The 19,133-nt window shown below is 66.0% G+C and carries 15 protein-coding genes; 4 read left to right on the forward strand and 11 right to left on the reverse strand.

Going from position 1 to position 19,133, the window contains the following annotated elements:
• Positions 1-82: 82 nt before the first annotated feature.
• Positions 83-271: a hypothetical protein gene (locus AC1RJ5_RS10415; protein WP_269573954.1), complete on the reverse strand. Its 189-nt coding sequence runs from the start codon at positions 269-271 to the stop codon at positions 83-85.
• 44 nt (positions 272-315) lie between these two features.
• On the reverse strand, positions 316-717 hold the full coding sequence (locus AC1RJ5_RS10420; RefSeq protein ID WP_269573953.1) for a hypothetical protein: 402 nt from the start codon (positions 715-717) through the stop codon (positions 316-318).
• A 189-nt stretch (positions 718-906) separates the two neighbouring features.
• On the opposite strand from AC1RJ5_RS10420, the gene AC1RJ5_RS10425 reads away from it, so the two are divergent.
• On the forward strand, positions 907-1,692 hold the full coding sequence (locus AC1RJ5_RS10425) for a hypothetical protein (RefSeq protein ID WP_493113184.1): 786 nt from the start codon (positions 907-909) through the stop codon (positions 1,690-1,692).
• Here AC1RJ5_RS10425 and AC1RJ5_RS10430 read toward each other — a convergent pair.
• From AC1RJ5_RS10430 to AC1RJ5_RS10450, 5 genes are all read right to left on the reverse strand, one after another.
• Positions 1,689-2,747 carry an alginate lyase family protein gene (locus tag AC1RJ5_RS10430; RefSeq protein ID WP_493113186.1) on the reverse strand — a complete coding sequence of 353 codons (1,059 nt, stop codon included), beginning with the start codon at positions 2,745-2,747 and terminating at the stop codon, positions 1,689-1,691. The genes AC1RJ5_RS10425 and AC1RJ5_RS10430 overlap by 4 nt on opposite strands.
• 65 nt (positions 2,748-2,812) lie before the next feature.
• Positions 2,813-5,911, reverse strand: a complete 3,099-nt coding sequence (locus tag AC1RJ5_RS10435) for a TonB-dependent receptor (protein WP_493113188.1) — start codon at positions 5,909-5,911, stop codon at positions 2,813-2,815.
• A gap of 321 nt (positions 5,912-6,232) precedes the next feature.
• Positions 6,233-7,648 (reverse strand): efflux transporter outer membrane subunit, encoded by a 1,416-nt coding sequence (locus AC1RJ5_RS10440; RefSeq protein ID WP_493113190.1) that lies wholly within the window; start codon positions 7,646-7,648, stop codon positions 6,233-6,235.
• The gene (locus AC1RJ5_RS10445; RefSeq protein ID WP_342250200.1) at positions 7,645-10,899 is read right to left on the reverse strand and encodes an efflux RND transporter permease subunit; all 3,255 of its coding nucleotides are present in this window, start codon (positions 10,897-10,899) and stop codon (positions 7,645-7,647) included. Before AC1RJ5_RS10445 ends, AC1RJ5_RS10440 begins: the two co-directional genes overlap by 4 nt.
• Positions 10,900-10,910: 11 nt before the next feature.
• Positions 10,911-12,095: an efflux RND transporter periplasmic adaptor subunit gene (locus AC1RJ5_RS10450; protein ID WP_342250201.1), complete on the reverse strand. Its 1,185-nt coding sequence runs from the start codon at positions 12,093-12,095 to the stop codon at positions 10,911-10,913.
• 171 nt (positions 12,096-12,266) lie between these two features.
• Between AC1RJ5_RS10450 and AC1RJ5_RS10455 the strand changes: the two genes are divergently transcribed.
• A complete protein-coding gene (locus tag AC1RJ5_RS10455) occupies positions 12,267-12,866 on the forward strand; it encodes a TetR/AcrR family transcriptional regulator (protein ID WP_269573946.1) in 600 nt (199 codons plus the stop codon).
• A gap of 1 nt (position 12,867) precedes the next feature.
• Positions 12,868-13,935 (forward strand): DNA polymerase IV, encoded by a 1,068-nt coding sequence (dinB, locus tag AC1RJ5_RS10460; RefSeq protein ID WP_269573945.1) that lies wholly within the window; start codon positions 12,868-12,870, stop codon positions 13,933-13,935.
• Positions 13,936-13,939: 4 nt separating this feature from the next.
• On the opposite strand, the gene AC1RJ5_RS10465 is transcribed toward dinB, so the two are convergent.
• From AC1RJ5_RS10465 to mgrA, 4 genes are read right to left on the reverse strand one after another with little or no spacing between them, the layout of a single operon-like run.
• Positions 13,940-14,209, reverse strand: coding sequence for a hypothetical protein (locus tag AC1RJ5_RS10465; RefSeq protein WP_493113193.1), 270 nt, complete (start codon positions 14,207-14,209; stop codon positions 13,940-13,942).
• A gap of 15 nt (positions 14,210-14,224) precedes the next feature.
• A complete protein-coding gene (locus AC1RJ5_RS10470) occupies positions 14,225-16,399 on the reverse strand; it encodes a penicillin acylase family protein (RefSeq protein ID WP_493113195.1) in 2,175 nt (724 codons plus the stop codon).
• A gap of 25 nt (positions 16,400-16,424) precedes the next feature.
• The gene (locus tag AC1RJ5_RS10475) at positions 16,425-16,892 is read right to left on the reverse strand and encodes a GreA/GreB family elongation factor (RefSeq protein WP_493113197.1); all 468 of its coding nucleotides are present in this window, start codon (positions 16,890-16,892) and stop codon (positions 16,425-16,427) included.
• Complete coding sequence (gene mgrA / locus AC1RJ5_RS10480; protein WP_493113199.1) at positions 16,889-17,950, reverse strand: L-glyceraldehyde 3-phosphate reductase; 1,062 nt, start codon at positions 17,948-17,950, stop codon at positions 16,889-16,891. The genes AC1RJ5_RS10475 and mgrA overlap by 4 nt, the downstream gene beginning before the upstream one ends.
• A 99-nt stretch (positions 17,951-18,049) precedes the next feature.
• Here mgrA and AC1RJ5_RS10485 point away from each other — a divergent pair, with 99 nt between their 5' ends.
• The gene (locus tag AC1RJ5_RS10485) at positions 18,050-19,117 is read left to right on the forward strand and encodes a glycosyltransferase family 2 protein (RefSeq protein ID WP_493113201.1); all 1,068 of its coding nucleotides are present in this window, start codon (positions 18,050-18,052) and stop codon (positions 19,115-19,117) included.
• Positions 19,118-19,133 lie beyond the last annotated feature (16 nt).

The following is a 19,133-nucleotide window of genomic DNA, read 5'->3' on the forward strand; positions in this document are numbered from 1 at the left end:
TCGTACGGAACACCCCCTGCCCAAACTGCTCCCCGGCGAAGGCCGGGGAACGGAAGCAATCAATGCCGGTGCTACGGACCCGCTAGCGATTGTCCGGGCCGGCAACGTTCGCTGAGCTGCCGACGGGCTCGCCTTCCTTGGCCTGCTTGTAATGGCCGAGGTTCATGCCGACGAAGATCAGCACGACCAGCGCGAGGATGATCGCGACGACAAGCACGAAGCCGCGCTTGCGGCGGGGCGTGAGCGGCGGAGATTCCTGCTGCGGTTCCATGCAGGAGATACCAGCGAGCGGGGCTTCCGGTTCCGTGCACCCCTTCAGTCGTGTGCGGGGATGAACTCGGTTTTCTTCTGCGCCGGCAGGCCCACGGGATGGAAATACGCCATGGCCCGGACGCCGATCCGCCCGTTCCGCCGGACTATTTCGAGGGAGCAACCGTCTTCCGGCGAGTTCTGGGGGAAGAGCTTGTCGCCCAGGCGAGCCTCTACCCCAGCTTCCTCGGGCCGCGCCGGATCGGCCGGCGCCGCGTCCGGCCTGAAGCCCCCATTCGGCGTGGAGACGAAACCCGGGCCGCCTTTCCGGTTGAAATAGATCCGGACGCCGTTCTCCGAGGTAACGACATCGGTGACCCAGCATATGAAGGGGCTGCGCGTATCAGCGCTAGGGAGATCCGCCAAAGTCGGAGGCAGGACGGCAGCGATCAAGGCAAGTCCAATCATCCTCTCATCCTCCAAAGGCTCGCCCGAGTCTTATCCCTGGCGGTATGAAGGACCGCAAGCCCGGCATCTCCGCGGGGCTTGACGCAAGATGCCTGGATGCCGACACCGATGGGATAGTCGCGCCATTGCGCGGTTCGGGGGAGGACTGTCGTGCGTCTTGGATCGATTGTGGCCGCTTGCGCGCTCGTGATGCCGCTGCAGTTCGCTCCGGCATCCGCACATTCGACGACGCCCGAGCTCAGCATGCGGCCTGCCTGGATCACCGAACCGGGAGCGGGCGACCTCATCGTCTACATCACCGACGATTTCAGGAAGTCCGCGCCTATCGCGCCGCAACCGCTGAACGTCGTGACGATCCGCCGCGCCAATCCGGGGGACCCCCGCAACAGTCCCAAGGAGGACATGGATGCACTGTTCAAATATCTGAAGGCGAACACCGCGTTCATGGCCAAGGATTCCGTTGCGTTCACCTCGGGCCGGGACCTGATCCGCTTCTATTTCAACGGCGATCATGCCGCGCTCGCCGCGAAGTTCCAGTTTCCGAAAGCCACGCTGGGTGAAGCCACCGCCCAGGACTGGACGATGCTGCGCTCGATCAGCATCCCGGACTTCTCCCGGTTCATCGCCAGGAGCGCCACCTCGCAGGCGGAACTTCAGCGCACGCTTTTCGGCGCCAAGGTCCCGCCGGCGGAAGCCCGGACCGTGGAACTCAAGCTGAAGATCGACACCGACAGCCCGGCGCAGAGTCAGGCGCTTGCGGTCGCACTGCGCAACAAGCGCCTCGACAATGTCACCGTGAAGCTGACGCCCGCCGCCGACGATCGCTCGCTAACCTTCGACGCGAGCATGCGCTTTTCCGAAGCGCTCGTGCAGAAGGTCATGAACGAGACCTGCGCCGACGCCGCCAAGGCCGGTGGCCAGTGCGTCTCCTGGGCGGGCAGGTTCCAGTCCGTCCACGTCGAACTTTCGCCCTAGCGCCCGATCAGCGTCACCCAGTCGATCGGCTTCTTGCCGGTGCGCTCGGCCAGCTTCGCGGCGAAATCGCGATAGGGAATGCCGGTGATGGCTGCGGCGAGCGCATAGGTGTTCACCGCGTTGCCCGGGTCCCAGGGGTGCGGGGCATATTCCTTCTGCCCCGCTGCCGCGCGCTCGCGATCGAAGGCGATCTGCGAATTGGCGAACTCGATATGGCTCTTCTCGCCGAGCGCATAGGGCTCGAGCCATTTGAGTGCGCCGGCGAGGCTCGATCCCGTGGGACTCTGCCACGCGTACCAATCCTGGTCGTGCACCTGTGCCGACAGCGCGGCCATCAGCATCGGATCGAGATTGTAGGTGACATAATGGAGCGCATCGCGCTCGTAGAAGTCGAATACCGAACCGTCGGGGCGGATATTGCCGGTGACCTGCTTACGGAAGGCCGCGCGGGCACGATCGATCAGCTGTGCGTCACCGACCTCGAACGCCGCCATCGTCGCCAGCTTGATACGGTGGCTCTGCCAGTTGGTGTGGGAATTCTTCACCGTGCCGTCCATCGCGTCGAGATAGCCCTTGGCCATCTTGCGCCAGAACGCATCGAGCTTTGCCTTGAGCACGGGCGACAGGTCGTCCTCGGTCAGGTCGGTGGCGAGGATCAGCGTGTCGAATCCGGTCTCGTCGATCGGGTTGAACGACATCTGGTAGATATCCGCCCAATTCTCGAGATAGCGTGCGGTCTGGTCGAGATAGCGCCTGTCGCCGGTCAGCCGCCAGGCAAGCGCCAGCGCGATCACGATCGGCTGGTCCTGCTTGGCCTTGAGGCTGATCTCGCGGATGCCCTTGCCGGGGAGCGTCCCTTCGGTGTGGAGCTGGGGGATCGCACCGGGCGGCCGATCGAGCGCGGCACTGGCTCGGGCGAGGATCTGGCGCGCCACCGGATCGGTCGCCGGAATGCCCTTGGCAAAACCCGGGCCGAGGATCGCATTGTCCTGCGCGAATGCGGGAACGGCGCCGAACGCCAGCAGGGCGACGGCGCTGGAGAGAAGCAACTTCATCGGGCGGGTCTCACCGAAAAGGGGGCGGAGCGGCTGCACGCATAGCCGCTCCGCATGCAGGGAGGCTAGAAGTTGGTGCGCACCGTCAGCGTGTAAGTGCGGCCGTCATAGTCGATGCGGCGCGGCAGCATCGGGTCGTTCTCATATTCCGAGCGGGTCGCGTTGGTGAGGTTGAACGCATCGAGCGAGAGCGAGAAGTTCTTGCTTATGTTGAGCGAGGCCGAAGCATCGAGCTGGCTGCGCGCCTTCACAGTGCGGGCATCGCCGACGAAGCTGTTGCCGGCGGCCAGATCGTACTTGCCGCGATGGTTGAAGACCATGCGCAGGCCGAACAGCTTGGTCTCGTAATAGCCGATCAGGTTGATGTTGTGCTTGGCGACGCTGGGCAGCGTGATCGGGTTGCCCGCCGTGTCCTTCCCGTCGATCTGGGTATAGGTGTAGTTCGCCGCGCCGCCGAGATACTTGAGGAAGCCCGGCAGGAAATCGAGGTTCTGCTGGATCGAGACCTCGACGCCGCGCACCCGCATCGGGTTCTGGTTGGTCAGACCGCTCGCCCGGACGATCGCGTTGACCAGCGCGCCGCCGGCGCCAATGAACTGGTTCGAGCTCACACAGTTCGGACCGACGATGCTGAGGTTGCCCAGCCCGTAGTCGACGCCGTTGATGCGGCCGTCCGACGGGCAGAGCACGTTCTGGTCGGTGATCGGGCCAATATAGCCGTTGACGTTCTTCTGGTAGACCGCGACCGCGAAGGCGCCGCCGGGCCGGTTATACCATTCGAGCGACAGGTCGAACGAGTTGGAGGTGTAGGGCTTGATGCTCGTCGCGCCGATCGTGACCGTGTAGACCGGATCGACCGCCGGAGTGAGCACTTCGGGCACCTGGACGAAGGAGATCGGCACGGTGTCGCGCGGCTGCGGGCGGACATAGGTCTTGTAGTAGGCGCCGCGCAGGACGAGGTTCTTGGCGAGGTCCGCCGCGAACATCGCCGAGGGCAGCCAATAGTCGTAATGATCCTTGTAGGTCCGGTTCGACATGCTGTGGTTGACCGGCCCGGCCAGCGTCGAGAGCGCGCTGGCGCAGTTGCGGCAATCGAGCGCGTCGATCCGCTGGTCCGTGGTCTCGTAGCGGACGCCGGCATTGCCGCGGACATGGATACCGAAGATGTCGGTATCGAACTTGCCCATGAGATAGGCCGACATCACCTTCTTCGAGTTGGTGAAGTTATTGTTCCAGTAATTGGCGTCCCAATAGTTGTTCACCAGCCCATAGGGAGTGAGGAACACGCCGCCGCTGCCATAGACGAACTGGCCGGGCAGGCCGTTGGGATTGGCGGTGGTGCGCGGGCCGGTGTTCACCGGGGTGACCGCGCCGAGCACCTGGTTGATGTTCAGGTCGCGCCAGTTCTGGGTATAGCCTCCCGCGGTGCCACCGAAGAAATCGGACACATAGGGGTTCACCACCGACATCGCCGGGGTAACGTTCCCGGTGTTGGCGCCGAGCGAGGTGTTGCGCGAGCCGATCGAGGTATATTCGTTGCGCTCGTAGCGCAGGCCCGCCTGCACACTCGACAGGAAGCTGCCTTCGAAGCTGCGCTCGAAATCGAGCTGGATCGCGTCGAGCGCATTCCACGACTGACCGTTGGTGCCGGTGACGCCGAAGCGATCGCCCTGGGTGCCCGCCGTCGCGCCCGGCATCTGCGCACCGGCCTGGGTGGCCTGGTTCGCCGCCGAGGGCAGCGGATAGCCGCCGGTCGGGATGTGCGAGGCATTGGGCGTGTTCAGGATGAACTTGGCATCCTGCAGGCTGGCGCCGCCGGTGAAGATCGAAGCGGTGATGCCGTTCAGCCCGGCGGTACCGAGATTGCGGTACGGGTTCTGAATGATGTCGAGCTCGATCTGGTTGGCAAGCACCTGGGCGCGCGAGATCGTACCCTGCGCGGTCACCCGCCACTGATCGTCCTTGAATTCGATCGTCGGGTTGATCGCCCAGGTCTTCTGCTTGGCCGGCTCGGAGCGGATCGAGTCATAGGTCTGCAGATTCTCGGCCGAGAACTGGTTGATATAGGCGCGCGGACCGCTCGAGGTCTGGACGACATAGGGCGTGCCGAGGCTGGTGAAATGCGCCACGGCTGAAGTCGCCGCGAGCGCGGTGTTGGTGTTGTTGCCCGCCGAAGTGTCGATGTAGAGGAGGTGGTTCAGGCCCTTGTCGAGATTGCGCTCGGTATAGAAGCCCGTCGCGCCGAACTTGATCTTGTCGGTCGCCTGCCACTCATAGCCCGCGGCGCCGGTGAGCAGATGTCCCTGGTTCATGCGGACGAACTGGCGGACCTGGCTCGGATAATAGACACCGCCCGGATATTGGGCGATCAGCGCCTGGTAGGTCGGGTTGGTGGCCGCCGCCTGCTGGTTGCCGACCTGGATCGCACCGAGGCGATTAGCCCAGGTGTTGACCGAGATGGAGTCGCGGCGGAACTTCTCGTCCTTGTAGGCGACGACGCCGAACACCGCGAAATTGTCGGTGATGTGCGCATTGTAGCCGGCGGAGAGCGCCGGGCTGCCGAGGTCGCCGAGATCGTTATACTCGTAAGACGCCTTGGCCCAGCCGCCCTGCTTGCGGCCGAGCGCCGGGGCGATGCGCAGATCCACATTGCCCGAGAGGCCGCCGGCCAGGTTCGCCGCCGAGGGCGACTTGATCACGGTGATCGCGGTGAAGATGTCCGAATTGAACGCGCCGAGCGGCGTGGACGAGGTGTTGGTTGCGCTGCCCAGGATCGGATCGGCGAAGCCGCCGCCGTTCAGCGTGGTGCGCGCGAACGAGCCCGGCAGGCCGCGCAGCGAGATCGTCGCGTTGCGCGAATCCGCCTCGCGGTTGATCTGCACACCCGGGATGCGCTGCACCGCTTCGCCGACGTTCAGGTCCGGGAAGCGGCCAAGGCCATCGGACGAGATCGAATCGGTGATCTGATCGGATTCGCGCTTGATGTTGAGCGCATCGGCATAGGCGCGACGGAAACCGGTGACCACGATCTGGTCGGTCGGCGTCGGCTCCTCGGCCTGCGGCGCTGTGTTCTGGTTGCTGCTGTCAATGTTCTGCGCGAGCGCAGGCGTAGCCATCAGGACGGCGCAGAGCGCCGAGCCGGCAAATAGAGCAGTCCTTCGCATGACTCTCCCTCCCCATCTGTTTCCCGGCTTGTTTTGCCAGACAGGCTGGCCACCGGTGTCAGGCCAATAAGGCCGATACGGCGACAAGTGTCAATAGAATGGTCAGGCCACATTGCATTATTGGTCGGGCAGGATGCGCTACGGGCACGAAAACGGGCCGCGGCGGGCCTTCGCGCGCGGGCATTTTGGTCACGGCCAAGCAGGCTGTGTCCAGCTACACTTTCGGGTAGTAGGGAGTGTTCGCGGCACGCATGCCGTTGAACCAGCCGCGTCCCCGCGCGCCATGAGGCACGCGGGGCGCGGGGGCGGGGGTTGGCAGGTTCAGCCCTGGGGAGACTGCTGCCACCCCCCGCCAAGCGCGAGGAACAGGGTCACGGTCGCATCGGAGAAGTCCGATTCGGCCTGTGCGAGGCTCAGCTCGTTCGAAGCGAGCGAACGCTCGGCATCCAGCACGGTCTGAAACGGCTCGGCACCGGCACGGTAGCGCAGGCGCGCGATGCGCGCCGCTTCGCCGCTCTGGTCACGGCCGCGGCGCAGCGCCTCGACCCGCTGGCCCTGCGCGACATAGGCAGCGAGCGCCGTCTCGGTATCGCGCAATGCCGTGAGCCAGGTGCCGTCGAACGTGGCGAGCGCAGCGTCCGCCCCGGCCTTGGCCTGGGCGATGCGGGCACGAGCCACGGTCATGTTCGGGAAGCTGAACGAGAGCAGCGGGCCGACGCTGAACCGGAACGACGAGCTCTTGAACAGGTCCTTCGGATCGAGCGCGGTCGAGCCGATCGAGCCGCCGATCGAGATGTTCGGATAGAGGTCCGCGGTGGCGACACCGATCTGCGCGGTGGCCGAGGCCAGGCGGCGTTCGGCGGCGCGGACATCGGCACGGCGGGCGAGCAGGGTCGCGCCGTTGCCGACCGGGATTGCCTGCTTCACGACGGGAACCGTCTCGCAACCTGCGACGTCGGCCGGAGCCTCTGCCGGCGGCTTGCCGGTGAGCGTGGCGAGGCGGAACAGCGCCGCCTTGCGCTGCGCTTCGAACACCGGGACGGTTGCGCGGGTCTGCTCGAGCAGCGCGCCGCCCTGGGCTGTCTCCAGCCCGGTGCCGCGGCCACCGGCCTCGAGCCGGCGGGTCAGGTCGAACGTGTCTTCCTGCAGCTTGAGCGTCTGCGAGGCGACCTTGAGCTGCTGGCCTGCGGCGCAGGCATCCGAATAGGCGCGGATCGTCTCGGCGACGACGGTGACGCGGGCGAGGTCATAGGCGGCCTGGCTGGCAGCGACATCCGCCCGTCCGGCCTCGATGCCGCGCGCGATCTTGCCGAACAGATCGACCTGATAGCTCGCGTCGAGGCCCACGGTGTAGGTCTCGCCCTCGAACGAGGCGTTGGGGATACCCATCGCCGCGCCCGGGGTGCGGGCATGCGTCGCCTGCGAGTTGACCGTGGTGCTGGGCAGGATCTGGGACCGGGTCTCGCGCAGCACGGCGCGGGCCTGGCGCAGGTTCGCCGCGGCGACGCGCAGATCGGTGTTGGCCGCCAGCGCCTCGCCGACCAGCCGGTCGATCACCGGCGTGTCGTAGAGCTTCCACCAGTCGGCCGGCGGCTCGTCGGGCATGAAGCCCGGCGCGTTCGCCTGGCTGAGCTCGCCCTGTGCCGGCGCCTTGGGCGCGGGCGAGACATAGTTGGGGCCGACCGCGCAACCGGCCAGGGACAGGCCGGCGGCGGTCAGGATGAGGGTCCGCTTCATTGGGCTTCTCCCGTCGCGGGTGCAGGCGTCTGGGTCGGCTCCGGCGGGGCTTGCTCGCTCACCCGGCCACCGCCCCATTTGCGCATCAGCACATAGAAGATCGGCGTGAAGACCAGGCCGAAGATGGTCACGCCGACCATGCCGAACACCACCGCGGTGCCGAGCGACTGGCGCATTTCCTGGCCCGGGCCGCTGGCGATCGCCAGCGGGATCACGCCGAAGATGAAGGCGAACGAAGTCATCAGGATCGGGCGAAGACGCGAACGGGCCGCATGGATCGCCGCATCGAACCGGTTCATGCCCTCTTCCTCGCCCTGCTTGGCGAACTCGACGATCAGGATCGCGTTCTTCGCGGCCAGCGCGATGAGCACGACGAGACCGACCTGGGTGAGGATGTTGTTGTCCATCCCGCGCAGGTTCACGCCGAGCAATGCCGCGAGGATACACATCGGCACGATCAGGATCACCGCAAGCGGCAGCGTGAGCGCTTCATACTGGGCTGCCAGCACGAGGAACACGAACACCACGGCGAGGACGAAGATCAGCGCCGAGGAACTGCCCGCCGCCTTCTGCTGATAGGCAAGGCCGGTCCATTCATAGCCATAGCCCTGCGGCAACACCTTGGTCGCCATCGCTTCCATCGCAGCGAGCGCATCGCCCGAGGAGACGCCCGGCGCCGCCTGGCCCTGCAGTTCGACTGCGGGGAGCAGGTTGTAGCGCACCACGCGCGACGATCCGGAATCGCGCACCAGGTTCGCCACTGCGGAGACCGGCACCATCTGCCCGCTCGACGACCGGACCTGGAGACGGCCGATATCGTCCATCTGGTCGCGGGCGTTCGGCTCCGCCTGCGCGGTCACGCGGAAGGTGCGGCCGAGCAGGTTGAAGTCGTTGACATAGGTCGAACCGATATAGGTGCCGATCGCGTCGAACACCTGGCTGGGCTGCACGCCGAGCAGTTGCGCCTTGTCGCGGTCGACATCGGCACGGATCTTCGGCGTCGCGGTGTTGAACAGCGAGAAGACCTGGCTGACCTTATGCTCCTGCATCGCGGCGCCCATCATCGCGCCGGTCGCGCCCTCGAGCCCGCGCCAGCCGCCATTGGCCGACTTGTCCTCGATCATCATCACGAAGCCCGAACCGTTGCCGAGGCCCTGCACCGCGGGCGGTGCGATCATGAAGATGTTGGCGCCGCTGATCTGCCCGGCGATCGCGCCGGTGAGCTGGCCGGCCAGCGCTTCCGCGCTCTGCTTCTTGCCGCGCTCGGACCAGTCCTTGAGCTTGATGAAGATCACGCCCGCGTTCGACGCCTGGCTGAAACTCGCGCCGTCAAGGCCGGCGAACGCCGCGCCGTCGATCACGCCATCGGTCTTGGCGGCGATGTCATAGGCCTTGGCGACGACTTCGCTGGTGCGGTCGAGCGACGAGCCCGGCGGCAGCTGGACGACGCCGATCAGGAAGCCCTGATCCTGCTCGGGGATGAAGCCGGTCGGCGTGGCGGTCAGGCGCCAGCCGGTCAGCGCGAGCAGACCCGCATAGATGATCATCATGATCAGGCCCATGCGGATCAGGCGGCTGGTCACATGCCCATAGCGATCCGACAGCCAGTCAAAGCCCTGGTTGAACTTCTCGGCGCCGATCTTGATCGGGCGCATCCAGCGCGGACCCTTGTTCGCATCCATATGCTCGTGCGGTTTGAGCAGCAGGGCTGCGAGGGCCGGCGACAGGGTAAGCGAGACGAGCAGCGAGATCGCCGAGGCAGCGGCGATCGTCACCGCGAACTGGCGGTAGAAGATGCCGGGAATGCCGCCGACCATCGCGGTCGGGATGAACACCGAGACGAGCACCAGGCCGATCGCGACCAGCGCGCCGGACACTTCGCGCATCGTCAGGTGCGCGGCCTCGCGCGGGTTCTTGCCCTCGCGGATATGCTTTTCCACCGCCTCGACCACGACGATCGCGTCGTCGACCACGATGCCCACGGCGAGCACGAGCGCGAACAACGAAAGCGAGTTGATCGAGAAGCCGAGCGCGAGCTGCACCGCGAAGGTGCCGACTAGCGCGATCGGGATGGCGACGATCGGGATCACCGCAGCGCGCCAGGTCTGGAGGAAAATCAGCACCACGACGACGACGAGGACGACCGCTTCGAACAGCGTGTGCTGCACGGCTTCCACCGAGGCCGAGACATATTCGGTCGGGTTGTAGGGGATGCTGTACTGCAGGCCGGCCGGGAAGTCCTTCTTGAGGACGTCCATTTCCTTCAGCACGAGCTCGGCTGCGTTGAGCGAGTTGGCGCCCGGCTGCTGGACGATGGCGAGCGCGATGCCGCGCTTGCCGCCGAACGAGCCCTGGATCGAATAATCCTGGCTGCCCAGCTCGACCCGCGCGACGTCGCCCAGCTTGGTGAGCGCGGCGCCCGAGGGATCGGACTTGATGACGATGTTCGAGAACTGCTCGACGCTGGCGAGACGGCCCTGCACATCGACCGGCACTTCGAACGAAGGCTTGTCCTTGCCCGAGGGCGACGAGCCGAGCGCACCGCCCGCGGTCTGGACGTTCTGCGCCTGCAACGCGGCGATGATCTCCGTGGAGGTCAGGTTGCGCGCGGCCGCCTTGTCCGGATCGATCCAGACACGCATCGAGTAGTTGCCGCCGCCGAAGATCTGCACCGAGCCGACGCCTTCGAGGCGCAGCAGCCGGTCACGGATCACCGTGTTGGCGTAGTTGCCCATGTAATCGACATCGAGGCTGTTGTCGGGCGACGTCAGCGCCACGATCATCAGGAAGCCCGATTCCTGCTTGTTCACCGTCACGCCGATCTGGCGGACCTGCTCGGGCAGGCGCGGCAGCGCGAGGTTGACGCGGTTCTGCACCAGCACCTGCGCGGCATCGAGATCGGTGCCGGGCTTGAAGGTGACGGTGATCTGGCCCGCGCCCTGGGTGGAGGACGAGCTCATGTAGAGCATGCCCTCGACGCCGTTGATCTCCTGCTCCAGCGGCGCGGCGACCGTCTCGGCGATGATCTCCGGCGAGGCGCCGGCATAGGCGGCCTGGACCGAGATCGTCGGCGGGGCGATCTCCGGATACTGCGACAGCGGCAGCAGCGGATAGCAGAAGGCGCCGATCAGGGTGATGAACACCGAGATCACGGCCGCGAAGATCGGCCGCTCGATGAAGAAGCTCGAGAAGCCGCGATGCTCGACCGGCGGCGCGGACTGGGCGGCCGTTGTGGCCTGGTTGTCACTCATCGACCCGTTCCTCAGCGCTTGTTCGCGGGCTGGGCGGCGTAGTCAGGCGCGTCGTTGGGGCCCTTGGCGGCCGGCGCCGCTTCCTTGACCTGGCCCGGCTGCGGCGTGACCTTCACGCCCGGACGGGCGCGCTGGGCACCGTCGATCACGACCCGGTCGTCCTTGTTCAGGCCCGAGCGGATCACGCGCAGGCTGCCCTGGAGCGGGCCGGTCTGCACCGGACGCGCCGTCACCGTGTTGGTCTTGTCGACAACGAACACGATCTGGCGGGCCGCATCGGCCATGATCGCCGTGTCGGGCACCAGCATCGCCGGATAGGGCTTGGATGCCTCGAGGCGGGCCGAGCCGAACATGCCGGCCTTCAGGAAGCCGCCGGGATTGGCGATGACCGCACGGGCGCGGATCGTGCCGGCACCAGCATCGAGCGCGTTGTCGACGAAGTCGATCGTGCCGTTATGGGTATAGTCGCTCTCGTCCGAGAGCTTGACCTTGATCGGGGTGCCGTTCTGGGTGCCCGACCCGTCGCGCTGGTACTTGAGCAGCAGCGCTTCCGAGCCCTGGAACACGAAATGCACCGGATCGACCGAAACGATCGTGGTCAGCACAGTCTGGTCGGTCGCGACCGTGTTGCCGACGTCGACCTTGCGCTCCGAGATGCGGCCGCTGATCGGCGCAACGACCCGGGTGAAGCCGAGATCGAGCTGGCGGGCGCGGAGATTGGCCTCGGCTGCGGCGACCTGCGCGCTACCCGAGCGCAACGCGGCGCGGCGCTGCTCCAGCTCTTCCTGGCTGGCGGCGCGCTGCGCGACCAGCGCTTCCGAGCGGGCATATTCGGTCTGCGCGTTGGCGAGCGTCGCCTTTGCCTGGGCGACCTGCGCCGCAGCTTGGGCGACGGCGGCCTGGGCCGGACGCGGATCGATGGTGAAGAGCAGCTGGCCCTTGCGGACATACTGGCCATCCTTGAACCAGATGCCCTGCAGATAGCCCGTGGCGCGCGGACGCACTTCGACGCTCTGGATCGCCTCGAAGCGGCCGACGAACTCGTCCCAGTCGACGACGTCGCGCACCAGCGGGGCGGCAACGGTCACGGGCGGCGCACCCTGCTGGGGCGGCTGCGCACCGCCTCCACCGCAGCCGGAAAGGACAAGCGCGGCTGCAAGAGCCGGGATGAGCAGCTGACGGTTCTTCGAGTGCATTTTCGATCCCTAAATCCGTGCCTCTGGCCGGACATCCTCCGCGGTGTCGTTGCTCGAAACGAACGACTTCCGATTTGGTCCCGCTAAGCGGGTTCAGGGAACTTGTCAACGAGTGATGACATATGTCCACAGCGGTTGACTATGCTCACCGCCATGTTAGGGAAACTGTCCATGATCCCACCGGTTCCGTCGCGGCATCGCAATGCCGTTGCGACGCGCCAGGCAATTCTCGCCTCGGCCCGGAAGCATTTCGCACGCGAGAATTACGAGAATGTCGGCCTGCGCGAGATCGCGGGCGATGCCGGCGTCGATCCCGCATTGGTCAGCCGCTATTTCGGCAGCAAGGAAGCGCTGTTCCGCGAGACGCTGCGCGATGATGACGAGAAGGACATCATGGACGGGGCGACGCGGGAGACGCTCGCCCAGCATTTCGCCGATCTCTTTCTCGAGAAGGGCGACACGCCACCGGGTGAGCGCGACATCCATATCGAGCGCATCCTGATCCTGCTCCACTCGATCGGCTCGCCCAAGGCGGGGCAGATCATCCACGACGCGGTACAGGCTGATATCCTCGACCCGGTTTCCCAGGAACTGGTCGGCCAGGATACCGAGATGCGCGCGGCGATGGCGCTTGCGGTGCTGATGGGCATGGGCATCATGCACAACATGCTCTCCATCGACACGCTTGAATGCAGCCCCGAAGAGGATGCACGCTTCGAAAAGCGCCTCACCCGCATCTTCGCCGCCGCGCTGGAGCCCATGGACGACTGACATGACCGCAGCGCCGGTCCGCAAGATCATCCATGTCGATATGGATGCCTTTTACGCATCGGTGGAGCAGCGCGACGATCCGGCGCTTCGGGGCAAGCCGGTCGCGGTCGGGTACGCAGCGGCACGCGGCGTGGTCGCGGCGGCGAGCTACGAGGCACGCAAGTTCGGGGTGCGCAGCGCCCTGCCCTCGGTCACCGCATTGCGGCGCTGCCCCGAGCTGGTGTTCGTCAAGCCGCGTTTCGACGTCTATCGCGCGGTCTCGAAGCAGATCCACGCGATCTTCGCCGACTATACCCCGATCATCCAGCCGCTCTCGCTCGACGAGGCCTATCTCGACGTGACCGCCAATCTGCGCGGGATCGAGACCGCCTGGGCGACGGCCAAGGAAATCCGCGCGCGCATCCTGGAGGAAACCGGGCTCACTGCCTCGGCGGGCATCTCGTACAACAAGTTCCTCGCCAAGCTCGCCTCGGACCAGCGCAAGCCCAACGGCCAATTCGCGGTGACGCCGGACATGGGCGCCGCCTGGGTGGAGACGCTCCCGGTCAAGCGTTTCCACGGCGTGGGGCCGGTGACCGCGAAGAAGATGCAGGGACTCGGCATCGAGACCGGCGCGGACCTGCGCGCCAAGTCGATCGAGTTCCTGCGCGCCCATTTCGGCAGCTCGGCCGAATGGTATCACGCGATCGCCCGCGGCGAGGACGACCGCCCGGTCGATGCCGAGCGCATCCGCAAGTCCTCAGGCTCGGAGACCACCTTCAACACCGACCTGACGGGCAATGAAGAGATCGAGGCCGGCGTGCTGGAAATGGCGGAGGACGTCTGGGCCTGGTGCGAAAAGGCGCAGGAGTTCGGCCGCACCGTCACGGTGAAGGTGAAATATGCCGATTTCCAGATCATCACCCGCAGCCGCAGCCTGACCGCCGGCCTGGTCGACCGCCGCGAGGCGCTGCGCGACATGAGCCTGTCGCTGATCCGCTCGGTGCTGCCCACGCCCAAGGGGATAAGGCTGGTGGGGGTGACGGTGTCGAACTTCGAGGAGCGGCTAGGGGAGGAACTACCGTTCTGAGCGCCTATGGCGCGTCGGTTTCAATCATCAGCGTAAGCGCCCTGAACCACTTCAGGATTTGCCGCCCACGAAAGAAGATAACCACGCTTAAGAACGGAATCCAGAAGACGAACAACGCCTTGTCGATCGTGAATGCTCTCCAGAGCATGCTGACGAAAAGAACGAGGATCGTCAGGTCGAACAGGACATATGCCGTACCGAGCAGCATCTCCTTGGTCGTCGTAAAACGAAGCTTCGCGTCCAACAGGACGAGCAGCGCCCGGATAGTCTTCATTACCCCCAAGTCCCTCTATTCCCCCGGCCGATACACCCGCTCGACATGCCCCTTCAGATCCTCGGGGTAGAAGTACACCGGCCGCAGGGCGCCCGCCGCATAGCGTTCGGCCTGGTCCTTGAAGTGCTTAGACTCAGGGTGCCCGCTCTCGCCGCCGGCGGTCACCGCCCAGGCGCGCACCTTCGGCCCGAACTCCACCGCCGCGACGAAGCTGTTGCCGAGCGTGCCGTAATAGCGCTTCGTCCCCGGCCAGCGCTTGGCGCCGAACGAGGCGAGCGAGCCCCATTGCGCCGAGGTGAAGGGCACCGGGATGCTCGGCTTCGCATCGTCGAACTGCTGGGCGATCGCGCCGTCGTTGCGCTGGAAGCGGTTGATCTCGCCCCAGGGCACCTGCCAGCTGCCGAAATCCTGGGTGAGGCGATCGACCGCCGAGGCCAGCGCGTCGATCCGCTGCGCGTCGGTCGCGCGCTCGGCCATCCAGTCCCATACCGACAGGCCTGCCTCCTTGGCCGGCGTCGCCGAGGGAACCCATAGCGCCTCCCCCCAGAACACCGCGAGCGACGTCGCGGTCGAGTCAGCATTCCAGCGGCGGTCCCAGCCCTTCAACAGCGCCACCGGCTCGGCAAGCCTGGCCTTGCGGGCATCCCCCTCGAGCAGCTTCTCCCAGGCCGATATCAGTCCCGGCAGCAGCCGGTCGAAGGCGGGCAGGAAGCTGTCATAAGCCGCTTGGCGCAGCGTCTCCGGCGTGAAATCCCTGCGCGCGTTCAGCACCCGCAGCGCATGTGCTCCGCGCGGATTCTCGCCCGCCTGGTCGAAATAGCGCGGATAGTCCGTCGCCTTCGGACTGTCGGCACCGGCCGCGGCCCAGGGCCAGTTGTTCGTGTTGAAGGCCCAGCCGTTTCGCGGGTTCACCACCTGCGGCAGGCTGGCAAGGCTGTGCAGCCCCCGCCAGTCGGTCGCCGGATCGCTGCCATCGACCGGCTTGCGATAATCGAAGCGATTGTCGCGCACCGGCATGAACTGCGGCATCAGGAACGCGATCTCGCCCTTCGAATCGGCGAACAAGGTGTTGTTCGAGCTGTTGGCCTTGAGCCCGGCAATCTTCAGGAAGCTCGCATAGTCGCCGGCCTTGGTGCGCAGGAAGCTCTGCTGCAGCGCCTCGACCGGCTTGTTCATCAATGAGACGGCAATCCACTTGCCGTCCGCCGTTTCGCGGACGATCGGGCCGTGATGCGTCGAATAGGTGGTGAAGCTGCGCCGCCCCCGCTCCCCGTCCGCCGTCCGATAGGCGATGGTGATCGGCTTGAGCGTTATCCGCCGCTTCTCGCCACCATAGAGATAGAAGAGCTCCTTCTCCCAACCACCCCGATCAACCGTCTCCGCGAACTCGTCGACATTGTCGACGCCGCTCGAGGTGTGCATCCAGCCGGCGTGCGGGTTGAAACCCTGGTAGATGAAGAACTGCCCCCAGGTTGCCGCGCCATAGGCATTGAGCCCCTCGCCGCTCGTCACCTGCTGCTCCGATCGGAAGAAGAAGCTGGTGTGCGGGTTGATCAGCAGCAGCGCATGGCCGTTCTTCGTGTGGCTCGGCGCGATCGCGAAGCCGTTCGAGCCCTTGGGCTCCTTGTAGAGCAGACCCTTCTCGGCATCGGTCATCGCCAGCTTCTGCCTGCCGTAGAACGCCTCGATCTGGCTGAGCGGCACCCGCTCGATATCGCCGCCGATGCTGCCTTCGGAGAAGCTCAGCGCCATCCACGGCTCGAACCGGGTGAGCACCCGCGGCTTCACCTCAGGGTGGGTGGCGAGATAATAGTTCAGCCCGTCCGCCCAAGCCTGCATCAGCGTGCGCAGCCATTCCGGGCTCTTCGCATAGTCCGCTTTCAGCACCTCGGGGTCGACGAACAGCCGTTGGCGCAGATCCTGCCAGATCGCGCCCTCGCCCTCCGCTTCCGCCAGACGCCCCAGGCTGACCAGATAATTGGTCTCGATCCGGTTGAAGTCGTCCTCGGCCTGGGCATAGATCATCCCGAACACCGCATCGGCGTCGCTCCTGCCGTGGATATGCGCGACGCCCCAGTCGTCACGGGTGATCGTCACCCGCGACGCGGTCGCCCTCCAGCGAGCGGCATCGGTCTGGGCATGGGCGGCGGTGGAGGCGAGCAGCGCGGCGGCGAGGAGCAGGCGAGTCATGCCCGCACCCTAGACCGGCTTGGGCTCAGTCCGGAATCGTTTCGATCTCGACAATCTCGATTGCCTGGGGCTTGCCCGCGAAATCGACCTTCTCGCCTTCCTCGGCACCGATCAGCGCCTTGGCGAGCGGGGCCTGGAAGGAGAGCCGGTCCGCCGAGGGATCCGCCTCGTCATGCCCGACAATATCGATCACCCGCTCCTTGCCGGTCATGCGGATCCGCACGCGCGAGCCGATGCCGACCACGCCTTCCTCAGGCTCGGGCGCGATCTGGGCAGTGGTTCGGCGGGTGTTCCAGTAGCGCAGCTCGCGCTTCAGGCCCTCGAGCGCCTCTTCCTCGCCGCCGGCCGCAACTACCGCTTCCAGCTCGGCGACCTTCGCCTCGATCAGCGCCAGCCCGCGCGCCGTGACCATATTGGGTCCCGGCGGCAGCGGCAGCTCGAACTTCGGTTCCTTATGTTCCTCGTCGCTCTCGCGGCGGAAGGCGACGCTCATTGGCCGGGGGTTTCCTCGATGCTCGACGAGATCTTCCAAAGATCGAGGCTGCCATCGGTTGCATGCTGATCGATCTCAGCCAGTTCATCCGCACTGAAATCGAGATTGTTGACCGCGTCCAGCGAGTTGTCGAGCTGCTCCACCGTGCGTGCGCCGATCAGCGCGGAGGTGACGCGTGGATCGCGCAGCACCCAGGCGATCGCCATCTGCGCCAGCGTCTGGCCGCGCTTCTGGGCGATGGCGTGGAGGGCACGAATGCGGGCGATATTGTCGTCCGACAGCAGCCGCTGGTTGAGCGAGCCGCCCTTCGAGGCACGCGCATCCTCGGGCACGCCGTTGAGGTATTTGTTGCTCAGCATGCCCTGCGCCAGCGGCGAGAAGGCGATGCAGCCGGTGCCGAGCTCGCCCAGCGTGTCGAGCAGCTCGCCTTCGACCCAGCGGTTGAGCATCGAATAGCTCGGCTGATGGATCAGCAGCGGCACCTTGTATTCGGCAAGGATCGCCGCCGCCTGGCGGGTCAGCTCGGGCGAATAGCTGGAGATGCCGACATACAGCGCCTTGCCCTGGCGGTGGATCTGGGCGAGCGCGCCCATCGTCTCCTCGAGCGGCGTCTTGGGATCGACGCGGTGCGAGTAGAAGATGTCGACATAGTCGAGCCCCATCCGCTTCAGGCTCTGGTCGCACGAGGCGATCAGATACTTCTTCGAACCGCCGACATCGCCATAGGGCCCGGGCCACATGTCCCAGCCCGCCTTGGTCGAGACGATCAGTTCGTCGCGATGGCTGGCGAAGTCGGTCACCATGACGCGGCCGAAATTCTCCTCGGCCGAGCCATAGGGCGGGCCGTAATTGTTCGCGAGATCGAAGTGGGTCACGCCCCGGTCGAACGCGCGGCGCAGCATCGCGCGGCCGGTCTCAAACACGTCGGTGCCGCCGAAATTCTGCCAGAGGCCCAGGCTGATCGCCGGCAGGTCGAGACCGGAACGGCCGCAGCGGCGATAGGGCATGCGCCCGTCATAGCGCGCGGGATCGGCGACATAGGGCTGGGGATAGGGCATCTGGTCTCTCCGCATGAACCTTGCGACGCGCCGCCTGGCGCGCATCGGCTTCGCGGCGTCCTATAATGATTCCCGGCCAGCAGTGAAGGATGCGCGTACATGCCCCGATTGGCGCTCGTGATGATCGTGCGAGACGAGGAAAGGTGCCTGGCGCGCTGCCTGGAAAGCGCCCGCGACCATGTCGACACGATGATCGTGGTCGATACCGGATCGACCGACGACACGGTCGCGATCGCCGAGCGCTGCGGCGCCACGGTGCACCACTTCACCTGGTGCGACGATTTCGCCGCCGCCCGCAATGCCGCGCTCGACCTTTCGGATGCCGACTGGAACCTGATCCTCGATGCCGACCAGTGGATCGAGGGCGATGCCGACGCGCTCGGGCCCGAGACGCTGCCGCCCGCCTTCATCGCGGCACAGCGCTTCCTCGGCTGCGCACACATGATCAACCAGGATCCGGCTGAAGGCCCGGGAGTGCGCAGGCTGGTGCCGCGCGTGCTGCCGCGCGGGGTGCGCTATGAAGGGCGCATCCATGAGCAGCCGGCCTCCTCGCTACCGCTGGTGCCGCTGTCGCTGTCGTTGAGGCATGACGGATTCGACGAGGCGCAGCTCGCCCGCAAGGCCGGGCGCAACGAAGCGCTGCTGGTCGCTCAGCTCGCCGAGACCCCCGGGGATTCCTATCTCTGGTACCAGCTCGGCCGCGAGCATCTGGTGCGCGGCAAGCCAGGCGAGGCCGCCGATGCGCTGCTCACCGCCCACCGCACCGGCGCTGCGGGCAATGCATGGCACCACGGCACCGTCGTCGGCGCGCTGCAGGCGCTCAAGCGCGCCGAACGGTTCGAGGAAGCGCTGGCATTTGCCGACCTGGAGCATCGCAACTGGCAGCGTTCGCCCGACTTCTATTTCGCTGTCGCCGACCTCTATCTCGACTGGGCGAGCCGCAATCCGGCAACTGCGATGAGCGAGCTGCTGCCGATCGCCGAGATGTCGTGGAAGCGTTGCCTCGAGATCGGCGAGCAGCCGGATCTGGATGGGTCGGTGGAAGGCTGCGGCAGCCATCTCGCCGCAGGCAATCTCGCAATGCTCTACGAGACGCTGGGGATCGACGACGAGGCGCGGGTTTATGCCGAGATGGCCACCAGCATGCGCCAGCGGATCGCGGCTTAAGGAAAGCAACTGCCCC

The sequence above is a fragment of the Sphingomonas sp. GW822-FHT03G08 genome, from assembly GCF_058801135.1.

Bases quoted from the DNA above. Each gene is read 5' to 3' on its own strand.
- AC1RJ5_RS10415 (WP_269573954.1), bottom strand. From the start codon at position 271: ATGGAACCGCAGCAGGAATCTCCGCCGCTCACGCCCCGCCGCAAGCGC.
- AC1RJ5_RS10420 (WP_269573953.1), bottom strand. From the start codon at position 717: ATGATTGGACTTGCCTTGATCGCTGCCGTCCTGCCTCCGACTTTGGCG.
- AC1RJ5_RS10425 (WP_493113184.1), top strand. From the start codon at position 907: ATGCCGCTGCAGTTCGCTCCGGCATCCGCACATTCGACGACGCCCGAG.
- AC1RJ5_RS10430 (WP_493113186.1), bottom strand. From the start codon at position 2,747: ATGAAGTTGCTTCTCTCCAGCGCCGTCGCCCTGCTGGCGTTCGGCGCC.
- AC1RJ5_RS10435 (WP_493113188.1), bottom strand. From the start codon at position 5,911: ATGCGAAGGACTGCTCTATTTGCCGGCTCGGCGCTCTGCGCCGTCCTG.
- AC1RJ5_RS10440 (WP_493113190.1), bottom strand. From the start codon at position 7,648: ATGAAGCGGACCCTCATCCTGACCGCCGCCGGCCTGTCCCTGGCCGGT.
- AC1RJ5_RS10445 (WP_342250200.1), bottom strand. From the start codon at position 10,899: ATGAGTGACAACCAGGCCACAACGGCCGCCCAGTCCGCGCCGCCGGTC.
- AC1RJ5_RS10450 (WP_342250201.1), bottom strand. From the start codon at position 12,095: ATGCACTCGAAGAACCGTCAGCTGCTCATCCCGGCTCTTGCAGCCGCG.
- AC1RJ5_RS10455 (WP_269573946.1), top strand. From the start codon at position 12,267: ATGATCCCACCGGTTCCGTCGCGGCATCGCAATGCCGTTGCGACGCGC.
- dinB (WP_269573945.1), top strand. From the start codon at position 12,868: ATGACCGCAGCGCCGGTCCGCAAGATCATCCATGTCGATATGGATGCC.
- AC1RJ5_RS10465 (WP_493113193.1), bottom strand. From the start codon at position 14,209: ATGAAGACTATCCGGGCGCTGCTCGTCCTGTTGGACGCGAAGCTTCGT.
- AC1RJ5_RS10470 (WP_493113195.1), bottom strand. From the start codon at position 16,399: ATGACTCGCCTGCTCCTCGCCGCCGCGCTGCTCGCCTCCACCGCCGCC.
- AC1RJ5_RS10475 (WP_493113197.1), bottom strand. From the start codon at position 16,892: ATGAGCGTCGCCTTCCGCCGCGAGAGCGACGAGGAACATAAGGAACCG.
- mgrA (WP_493113199.1), bottom strand. From the start codon at position 17,950: ATGCCCTATCCCCAGCCCTATGTCGCCGATCCCGCGCGCTATGACGGG.
- AC1RJ5_RS10485 (WP_493113201.1), top strand. From the start codon at position 18,050: ATGCCCCGATTGGCGCTCGTGATGATCGTGCGAGACGAGGAAAGGTGC.